The organism is Leucobacter soli (assembly GCF_042659205.1).
Taxonomy (GTDB): domain Bacteria; phylum Actinomycetota; class Actinomycetes; order Actinomycetales; family Microbacteriaceae; genus Leucobacter; species Leucobacter soli.
In genome coordinates, this window is sequence record NZ_JBHSRW010000141.1 from 1 (window position 1) to 5,827 (window position 5,827).

A 5,827-nucleotide genomic window follows, 5' to 3' on the forward strand; every position below is an offset into this window, starting at 1 on the left:
GGCGCGGGGAGCGGAGGCATCGCCGCGCCCGCGGTCGCCCGATCCGCGTCGCGAGTCCCGGCGATCCGGGTCAGCGCGGCCTCCAGCTGTTCGACCTCGAGAGGCTTGCCGGGGCCGAAGAAGGCGACGATCGCGCTCGACGTGGCGATCTCGAGCAGGATCCCGTCCTGCTCGGCCAGCAGCGAGCGCACCTCGTAGCCGGTCCGCCCGGTCCGGCTGACGTCGATCGGCACGCGCAGGGGGTCTGCGCCGACGATGTCGGGGAACTCGCCGAAGTCGTCGCCGACCAGCGAGAAGTCGGCGTGCTCGCGCACCCAGCCGCGCAGTCGGTCCGCGAGGCCGATGCTGAGCTCGAGCAGGTCGGGCCGCGTGACGAGCGCGCGGCGGGCGATGTCCAGCGAGCCGAGCAGGAGAGAGCTCGCGCTGGTGGTCTGGGTGAGGCGGAACGCGCGATCGAGCAGCGGTTCGAGGCGCTCGGTGAATGGGCCGTCCGAGAGATGGACCAGTGCGGACTGGCCGAGACTGCCGCCCATCTTGTGGGCGCTCGTGACCACTATGTCGGCGCCGAGGCGGGTCGGCGACTCGGGCAGGGCGTCGTGGAAGCCGAAGTGGGCGCCCCAGGCCGCATCGACGATGAGCGGGACGCCGTGCGCATGTGCGGCGGCGGCGAGGCCGGGAATGTCGGAGACCGCGCCGAAGTAGCTCGGGGAGATGACGTAGACGGCGCAGACGGCGGCCCCGTCGGCGGCCGCCCGTGCCAGCTCGCCCACCAGCATCGCGGGGGTGACGCCGTGGTTGATGCCGCGTCGGTGGTCGATGTTCGGGGCGAGGAACCGGGGCGCCAGGCCGGTGACGATCAGCCCGTCGGTGAGACTCGAATGCGCGCTGCGCTGGGCGACGATCCCGTCTCCGATGCCCAGGCCGGCTGCGGCGAGGACGGCGATGCGGTTGCCCTGCGACGACCCGTTGGCGAGGAACCAGGTGCGATGCGCGCCCCAGGCGTCGGCGGCGAGCTGTTCGGCCTCGACGAAGGCGCTCTCCGGGCCGACGTCGATGCCGTCGATGAGCTGGGGGATGTCCATCGCCAGTGCGCGCTCGCCCACGAACTCGGCGAGCTCCTCGGAGAGCCCGCTCGGGGTGCCCGCGTGGCTGGGGACCATGAACATGAGCGGCTGCCGCTCGGCGTGCGCGCGCAGCGCGGCGGCGTAGGGTGCCGAGGCGTGCTGGGCCTCGCTGAAGCGGCGTCTGGCCATGGTCTCAATCTCTCGTCGGTGCGGTTCGCCGGATGGGGGAGGCGCGGTGTCGCGCCCGACCCGCTTGGTCTGCTGTCAGACAGTGTACCGAGGGCTGGATCCCTCGTCAGGGGACGCGTCGGATCCAGGCCTCGGTCGTGAACTTGGAGGCCATCAGCTGCTCGGCCGCCGCGTAGTCGGCGTCGCTCAGCTCGTCGGCTTCGCCGCCGTGTCGGTGGGTGAAGGTCTCGAGCATCCGCTCGATGATCGCCTCGCGCGGCAGCCCGGTCTGGCTGCGCAGCGGATCCACGCGCTTCTGCGCGCTCGCGGTCCCCTTGTCGCTCAGCTTCTCGCGGCCGATCCGCAGAACCCGCGTCATGGCGTCGGCATCCATGTCGTAGGCCATCGTCGCGTGATGCAGCACGGCTCCGCTCGCGAGCCGCTTCTGGGCGGCGCCGCCGATCTTGCCCAGCGGGCTCGTGATGTCGTTGAGCGGCTGGTAGACGGCGTCGATCCCGAGCGAGCGCAGCGCTTCGAGCACCCACTCGTCGAGGAACGCGTACGATTCAGCGAATCCCATGCCCTGCACCAGCTCGATCGGCGCGTAGAGGGCGTAGGTGATGGTCGCCTCCGGTTCCATGAACATCGCGCCGCCGCCGGAGATGCGGCGAACCAGCTGGGCTCCGCGGGCGGCGAGCTGCTCCTCGTCCACCTCGTTCCGCACCGACTGGAAGCTGCCGATGATCACGGCCGGGCGATCCCACTCCCAGATGCGCAGCGTCGGCCCGCGCTCGCCGCGGCCGACCTGCGTCGTCAGCACCTCGTCGAGGGCGGCGTTCAGCATAGGCGACACCGGGCGGGTGCGCAGGATCCGCCAGTCGTAGTCCCGCCACTGCGCGGCGCCGGTGAGCGCCCGGCGCACCGCCACCCCGACCGACTCGGGGGTCACCCCGAGCAGCTGCGCGTCCGCGGGCAGCGCGTGCTGGATCGCCGCGCCGACCTCCTCGACCGTGCTCTCGACGCTCAGCCCATCCACCGCGCCGTTGATGACGTCGAGCAGATCGTCGGGCTCGAGGAAGAAGTCGCCGCTCAGCCGGAAGTCGGTGATCCGGCCCCCGTCGCCGGCGTCCTCCACCTCGAAGTCGACGACGACCAGCTTGCCGCCGGGAACCTTGTACTCGCTGTGCTTTCCGCTCACCCCTCCAGGCTACGCCGTCGTGCGTGCGGTCGCCGATCGATGACAGCGCCTGATACCGTCCGACGCCGCCCGTGGCCGACAGTCTCCTTCGGCCGCCTCAGCCGCCCGTGACGCGGTCCGTGATCCAGGTGATGAGGTCCGCCGTCACCTCGTCGCGGTTCGTCTCGTTGAGCGTCTCGTGCCTCGCGCCCGGGTAGATCCTCACCGTGACGTCGCGCACGCCCCGCGCCCGGTAGGCGGCCGCGAGCCGCTGCAGGCCGTCGCCGCGACTGAGCGGGTCGTCGCCGCCCGAGACGATGAGCAGGGGGATCTCGGGGGCGAGCCCGGGGCCGGGCGTGCCGAAGAGGCGCAGTCCGTCGGCGACGCCGAAGAGCTTCAGGATGTCGGCCTCGAAGCACAGCGGGTCCGCGGCGAACGCGACCGAGACGGCCGTGTCGCGGCTCAGCCACTCGAAGCCGTTCGCGCCCGCTCCGCGCCAATTCCGGTTGAGGTCGCCGCTCTCCATGAAGCGGGCGGTGCGGTACGCGCTGCCCGAGAGGATCACGGCGTCGAAGGCGCGCGGTTCGCGGTTCAGGATCCGCTGCGCCATGAGCGAGCCCCACGAGTGCCCGAACATCACGAGCGGCAGGTCCGGGTGCCTCTCGCGGATGATGCCGGTCAACTGCCGGATCGCGGATTCGGCCGCGCGCAGACCGCCCGGCCCGAGCCGCCCGAGCCGCGAGGTGTCGCCGTCGTACTGCTGCATTCCGGTCCGGCCGTGCCCGCGGTGATCGTCCGCGTATACGACGAAGCCGTTCGACACGAGGGCCCGGGCGAAGGCGTCGTAGCGCAACGCGTACTCGCCGACTCCGTGCGAGATCTGCACCACGCCCAGCGGCCCGGCGCCGTCGAGAGCTCCCGCGATCACGTCGGTGTCGTTGCTCGGAGCACCCGGTCCCCAGCGGTACGCGGTGATCTCGACTCCCCGGGCATCGGTGTAGGTGAAGGTCTCGTGCGTCACCTCGTCGCCCGAACGTCCGCTCATCTCGATGCCTCCGTGCCAGTCGGGTCCGCGTCCGTGCCGCTGTGCCAGTGCCTCATGCACCCGAGCCTATTGCCCGAGCCTCAGACGACCCGCCGGTGCGCGACCCCGCCGTCGACCAGGGTCAACCGCGAGGCCGTGCCGAGCAGCGCCTCCGGGGCCTCGTGCAGCGGATCCGCCGCGAACACCACCGCATTGGCGCGGTAGCCGGCCGCGAGCCTGCCGAGCTCGCCGTCGCGGCACGTGGCGTAGGCGGTGCCGAGCGTCATCGCCTCGAGCGCCTGCTCTGGCGTGAACACCCGTTCCGGCTGGTACGGCGGGCGATCCGCCTCGAGCGCCGACTTCGCGGTGAGAGCGATGAAAAGGTTGTCGGGCGCCTCGTGGGGCGCGGTGGGCGCGTCGGTGCCGAGCGCGAGGTGCACCCCGGCGGCGCGGAACTTGTGCCAGGGGAATCCGCCGAGCGCGCGCTCGTCCCCGAGCATCGCCTGCCAGTTGTCGAGCACGGCGGGATCGCAGTGGACCGGCTGCATCGATGCCGTCACCCCGAGCGCCGCCATGCGCGCGATCGTGTCGTCGGCGACGTACTCCAGGTGCTCCACCCGCGGGCGGCGATCCGCGCGCGGCCCGTTCACGCGTATGCACTCCTGCACCATGTCGAGCGCGATCGTGCTCGCCTCGTCGCCGATCGCGTGCAAGGCGAGGCGGAGCCCGGCCGCATCGGCGGCGACGGCCATCGGCAGCGCGAACTCGCGCTCCCAGATGGGCCCGGGCAGGGCGCCGTTCGCGTAGGGCGCGCGCATCGTGGCGGTGCAGGCGTCGATCACGCCGTCGAGGATGAACTTCACGCCCACGATCCGCAGCCAGTCGTCGCCGTATCGTACCGAGACGTCGTCGCGGATGCGTGCGATCCCGTCGATCTGCGCCAGGTCGCGCTCGTGGTCGCCGGTCGCGGTGAGCAGCCAGTGGGCGTCGACGGGGAACGGCAGCCGGCCGTCCCGGTCCAGGCGTCGGCTGTAGGCGGCGAGCTCCGCGCGGCCGAACGACATCTCCGTCGCGCCGGTCACCCCGGTCTCGAGATAGGCGGCGAAGGCGTTGTCGAGGAAGCGATCCTGATCCTCGTCCGTCGTGACCGATGCCAGGTAGTCCCAGCCGTACTGGATGGCGGCGGTCTCGAGCAGGAACCCGGTCGCATCGCCGTGCTCGTCGCGCACGATCTCCCCGCCCACGGGGTCGGGCGTGTCGCGGTCGATGCCGATCGCCTCGAGCGCCGCCGAGTTCACCCAGATGGAGTGCAGATCGTTGGCGTCGAGGATCACCGGTACGTCGGGCACGGCCTCGTCGAGCATCGCCGCCGTCGGCCTCTCCCCATCGGCGAAGAGGTCGAAGCGCCAGCTGACCCCGAGGATGCGCGGGGCGTCCGGGTGCGCGGCGCGGGCGGCCCGCAGCCGATCCTGCACCTCGGCGACCGTGCTCGCGTCGCGCAGCTGCACCTTCGTCAGCGCCTCGCCGAGCATCATCATGTGCGCGTGGCCCTCGTTGACCCCCGGCGTCACCAGCGCGCCGCCCAGGTCCACCTCCGAGGCGTCCTCTCCTGCGGCGAGCCGCACCGCGTCGAGGTCGCCGACGGCCAGGATCCGGTCACCGCGGATCGCGAGGCTCTCCTGCGGCCGAACCGTCGCGTCTCCGGTGAAGACGGTCGCATTGCGGTAGACCGTGGTGGGCGAGGACATGCTGGACCTGCTTTCGTCGGCGATGCTCTCGATGGTAGACCGCGCAGCCGACACGCGGCCAGCAGGCCGCCCCAGTATGCTCGAACCATGGTGGAAACGGGGACGTCGCTGGTGGTGTCGCTGCCGAGCGACGGCGGTCTGAAGGACGCGCTCGGCGAGGTGCCGGGCGTCGAGTTCGAGCACTGGGATCTCGACGGGCCGCCGCCGCGCGCGCACATCGACATCGTGGTGGCGCCCTACCTGAACGGGAACGAGGCGCTCGCCGCCCTCGCCGACGTCGAGACCCGTCTGCTGCAGTGGCAGTCGATCGGCTACAACGGGGTCGAGGAGTACCTGCCCGCCGGAACGCCGTTCGCCAACGCCACGACCGTGCACGAGACCTCGACCGCCGAGCTCGCTCTCGCGCTCGCGCTCGCGGCGCAGCGCGGCATCCCGGAGTTCGTGCGCTCGGCCGAGACGCACGACTGGCGCCCGAGGTTCTTCACGAGCCTCGCGGATCGCCGGGTGCTGCTCGTCGGCTACGGCGGCGTGGGCAAGGCCGTCGAGGCCCGGCTGGCCGGCTTCGAGACCGTCGTCGACCGCGTCGCCCGCACTGCGCGGACCGACCGGAACCTCGCCGGCGAGGAGGTGCCCGTCCGCGGCTTCG

At 72.0% G+C, this 5,827-nt stretch carries 5 protein-coding genes; 1 reads left to right on the plus strand and 4 read right to left on the minus strand.

What is annotated here, in order from left to right:
- The 4 genes from ACFPZL_RS09040 to ACFPZL_RS09055 form a co-directional block, all read right to left on the minus strand.
- A partial coding sequence (locus ACFPZL_RS09040) for an aminotransferase class I/II-fold pyridoxal phosphate-dependent enzyme (RefSeq protein WP_382335159.1) occupies window positions 1-1,253 on the minus strand: 1,253 nt, incomplete at its 3' end.
- Between the two features lie 106 nt (window positions 1,254-1,359).
- A complete protein-coding gene (locus ACFPZL_RS09045; protein ID WP_218114543.1) occupies window positions 1,360-2,430 on the minus strand; it encodes a lipoate--protein ligase family protein in 1,071 nt (356 codons plus the stop codon).
- 97 nt (window positions 2,431-2,527) lie between these two features.
- Complete coding sequence (locus ACFPZL_RS09050) at window positions 2,528-3,454, minus strand: alpha/beta fold hydrolase (protein WP_218114544.1); 927 nt, start codon at window positions 3,452-3,454, stop codon at window positions 2,528-2,530.
- An 80-nt stretch (window positions 3,455-3,534) separates the two neighbouring features.
- Window positions 3,535-5,181: an amidohydrolase gene (locus ACFPZL_RS09055; RefSeq protein ID WP_218114545.1), complete on the minus strand. Its 1,647-nt coding sequence runs from the start codon at window positions 5,179-5,181 to the stop codon at window positions 3,535-3,537.
- Between the two features lie 87 nt (window positions 5,182-5,268).
- On the opposite strand from ACFPZL_RS09055, the gene ACFPZL_RS09060 reads away from it, so the two are divergent.
- On the plus strand, window positions 5,269-5,827 hold a 559-nt coding region (locus tag ACFPZL_RS09060; RefSeq protein WP_382335161.1), incomplete at its 3' end, for an NAD(P)-dependent oxidoreductase.